The organism is Streptomyces sp. NPDC051020, assembly GCF_040683105.1.
Classification (GTDB): Bacteria; Actinomycetota; Actinomycetes; order Streptomycetales; family Streptomycetaceae; genus Streptomyces.
Map to the genome: position 1 here is coordinate 1 of NZ_JBFBCG010000189.1, position 3,569 is coordinate 3,569.

Genomic DNA, 3,569 nt, shown 5'->3' on the forward strand with positions numbered 1-3,569 from the left:
CGACGCCATCATCGCCCTCGTCATGCTCACCCTCGCCGGCCCCCGCCCCACCCTTCCCGGACGCCAACCCGCCACAGAGTGACCCACTCATACGGAAAGCCAAAAATGGGCGAGAGAACCGATGGTCCGACTGCCAGGAGGCGAAGCATCGGAGCTTCACATTCCGCACTGCGGCACTTTGGCGCTATGCATCTGAGCGGAGCCATACTCCTGCTCACGTTCTTGGTGCCGCCGTTGTGGATGCTGGACGCCGGCTACGCGACTCCGCCAGGCAATCCCACCGCAGATTCTCCCTTCGTCCTCCTCCTTGCTGTGCCGCTGGCATGCGCGAGCTTCCATGTGATGGTGCAGATCCCGGCTGGGCTTTTGGGAGCCTGGCTGGGCAGAAGCCGCACGACACTGGTCAAGTATGGAAGCGCGGTCATGGTGGCAAGCGCACTGAGTTTGCTCGTGTTCTGGAGCCTGGGGTGGAACGCCTGGGGCAGCATCTTGCCAGTGTGGGCTGACGCCATGGTGCGCGGATCAATTGGTCTGGCCGGGTACATGTGGGTCATGCGAGCGCAGCCTGGATCCGTACGGCACGGCTAGGCACTGCCCCGCGGATCATGGGCGGAGCCATAAGCGGATTGCGGCTGCGGTGACCGTGCCGTGGAAGTGACCATCCCTCACACCCGTGGTGCACAAGGGCATGGCCGCGGACCTCGCCGTCCTCGACCGGGACCTGTTCGCCCCGGACACGGACGTGGCCGGCACCTGTTCGGTGCTCACTCCTGTCGCAGGAGAGGCGGTCCACACGGAGTGAACCCGGCCGACGGCGTCCGGGACCGTTCCGGTCGCCGTCAGGGAGCCCGGTCCTGCCGGTGAGGGCCGGTGGGAACAGGTGCGATGGCCTACCGCATAATCCTCAGGTGTCCGAGAGCCCGGTTCCGATACCGTCGGGGTCCGTCCCCGCAGACCTTCCCAACTGGCAGTCCGTCGACGCCGCGGCGTGGCGGAAGGCCGGCCTGGCGCCGTGGACGAGGCCGTTGTGGTCCGTTCTGGCACTGCTCGTCCCCCTGGTCGTGGCGATCGGCGTGGATCCGGAACCGGTGTGCAGCGATGCGGTTCCGTGCGGTCCGGACTGGGCCGGCATGGTGCAGGCGGGCCTGGCCGTGGGCCTGCTGTACTGGCTCGCCCGGCTTCCCGAACTCACCCTCGTCATCGCGCCGGTCCTGGCGGTCCTCGTGGCGTGGGAGCAGTTCCCCGCCCCCGGAGAGGTGTCCCGAGCCGCGAACATGGCGGTGATCGCGGTCCTCGCGCTCGGCTGGGCCGCGGCCTGGGCGCGGTCGGCCGCCCGGCGTGAGCAGCGGCGACTCGTGGAGCGGGCCGCCGCCGGGATAGGGCACCGGTTGCCCGAGCCCGTCGGCCCGCTGCGGCGGGGGATGATCCCCCTCGCAGCCGGTGCCATGCTGTGCGTCGTGGCCGCCGGCGCGATCTGCCTGGGCCTGAGCGGTGTGCGCGAAGACGAGCGCCATGCCGCTGAGGCGGAGCGCATCGCGGCCGAGGTGATCAGCCGGAACGACGTGTCGGTCCGTGTCCGCACCGACGACGCGCGGCGCATCACCGTCGACGCGGCGTTCCCCGAGGACTACACCGTCGGGACCACGGTGACGGTGCTGGAGGACGGACGGTGGCGGCGCCTGGCCGCCGAGCCGTACGACGCTTTCGGCTGGCAACTGCTGGCGCTGGCCGCCGGGCTGCCGGGCATCTCGCTGCTCACGACGGGCGTCCTGGCACGCCGCCGCAGTGCGGCGCTGCGCTGGGGACCGGTGCCGGCTCTGCGGGTGCTGGAGCGCGTCGATCTCAACGGACGGACCTGGGTCTACGCCGCCGACGACGCCTCTGGCAGCACCCCCCTCTTCAGCTGTCTCCTCGTGCAGGTGCTGCCCGACGAGGACCAGCCCGATGAGGGGGAGTACGACGAGGAGGACTGGGAGGGCGAGGACGCCCCGGTCTTCGACACGCGGCTGCACGACGCGGTCATGTTCGGCGCCCCGTGCGAAGGCAGCGAGCTGGTCTTCCTCACGGCCGACGGTGATGGGAACCCGGTGGTGACGCGCACCAGTGGGCCGGTCCGGTTGCCCAGGAGTGGCCCTGGCCCCCTGGCGCAGGCCCCGAACCTCGACGCGATCGAGGAACCCGCCGGCGCCAAGCCGCTGCCGGACGACCGTGTGGCAGAGGTGGCCGCGACCCTGACACCCACCGGCCAGCCGATGCGCTGGGGACCTGGCAAGGCGGCCAGGGCCGGCGGGCTGGCCTTCACGGCGTGCGCAGTGGTAGGGACCGAGTTCGTCACCGACACGCTGCTGGCGGACGGGTTCGGCTGGCACGTCCTCGGCTTCTTCGGACTGTTCATGCTGCTCAACCTGGCGGCCACCCTGCTCAACTGGCGGGTCACCGCGGACAGCGCGGGGCTGTGGCTGACCGGAGCCTGGAAGGTGCGGCATGTGCCGTGGGAACGGCTGCGGGGGGCCGCCTACACCCGTGAGGGCACGGTCGAGATCCGAGTGCGCGACCAGGACACCTGGGAGCTGCCCGGCATCGGCTGGCCCTGGGCGGAACGCCGACTGGGACTGCGCCCGCCGTACAACCGGATGACCGACGAGATCAACGTGCTGCACACCCGTCCGGAGCTGCGCCCCATCGAGCAGAGTCCACCGCGCAACCACGGCCTGCCACTGGGTCCCGTCCTCGCTGTGCTGTTGGCTCTGACCGTACTGCTGTCGTTCCTCGAGTGAGTGCCGCCCGGGCCCACCGTGCCGACACGGCCGAGCACTACGAGCAGCACAGAAAATAACCCGGGGGTGACACTGCGCCGCCTGGAGCGCCTGCAGGCCGACCGGCGCGGTGTCGAGCGCCAGCAGGCCCGGATGGCAGGGCCGATCATCTCTCAGGCCAACCGGAAGTACTCGTTCAACGGAAAGCTCCCGTACGACAAGGTCACCGGCCGCGTGAGCGCCGAGAAGGCGCGAGCACCGCTGGCGGAGGCGGAGAAGAAGGCGCAGCCGGGCGGAACCGCCGCCGCGAGCGGACAGGACCAGCGCGACGGCTGAGCGCGCCGGTTCCATGCACGCGGCCCGGTACCCGCCGCCCGGACCTGGATCAACCAGCGTCTCGACCAGGAGTGGGCCCCGCTCGACCTCCTTGCCGCACTCCTCCCACCCGACCAGGCGCCGTTCCCCGTCATCGACAACGACACCCTGCAAAGCCTCGACGCGCTGTACAGCCGCCTCGGCCCACTCCTCGACACCCCCGCAGCAGACCCCACCAACGCGCCCGAGGCGCGGCGTGATCGCAGGCAAGCCCACCCCGGGCGGGCCCGGCCCACCGCCACGCCTGCCCCTAACGCGAGCGGCTCGTCCAAGCGCTGGCGCGTACCAACGCTTCCTAATGCTGTTGTCAAGCGGCTGCTGTGACTGGGGGTGCGACCTGGTAGCACCGTCGGTCACGGATCAGGGCCCACAGGACGTTGACGCGTCGGCGAGCGAGAGCGAGCACGGCTTGGACGTGCTTCTTGCCCTCGGCACGTT

The 3,569-nt window shown here is 70.4% G+C and carries 3 protein-coding genes and 1 pseudogene; 3 read left to right on the top strand and 1 reads right to left on the bottom strand.

The genetic code is table 11. The features are described from left to right. Nucleotides 1-673 precede the first annotated feature (673 nt). From AB0N06_RS38330 to AB0N06_RS38340, 3 genes are all read left to right on the top strand, one after another. Complete coding sequence (locus AB0N06_RS38330; RefSeq protein ID WP_266904142.1) at nucleotides 674-802, top strand: hypothetical protein; 129 nt, start codon at nucleotides 674-676, stop codon at nucleotides 800-802. Between the two features lie 106 nt (nucleotides 803-908). Continuing rightward, nucleotides 909-2,777: a hypothetical protein gene (locus AB0N06_RS38335; protein ID WP_366139297.1), complete on the top strand. Its 1,869-nt coding sequence runs from the start codon at nucleotides 909-911 to the stop codon at nucleotides 2,775-2,777. A gap of 66 nt (nucleotides 2,778-2,843) precedes the next feature. Further along, nucleotides 2,844-3,092 (top strand): hypothetical protein, encoded by a 249-nt coding sequence (locus tag AB0N06_RS38340; RefSeq protein WP_366139298.1) that lies wholly within the window; start codon nucleotides 2,844-2,846, stop codon nucleotides 3,090-3,092. 346 nt (nucleotides 3,093-3,438) lie between these two features. On the opposite strand, the pseudogene AB0N06_RS38345 reads toward AB0N06_RS38340, so the two are convergent. After that, nucleotides 3,439-3,569: pseudogene (locus tag AB0N06_RS38345) on the bottom strand (IS110 family transposase); the annotation flags it as partial.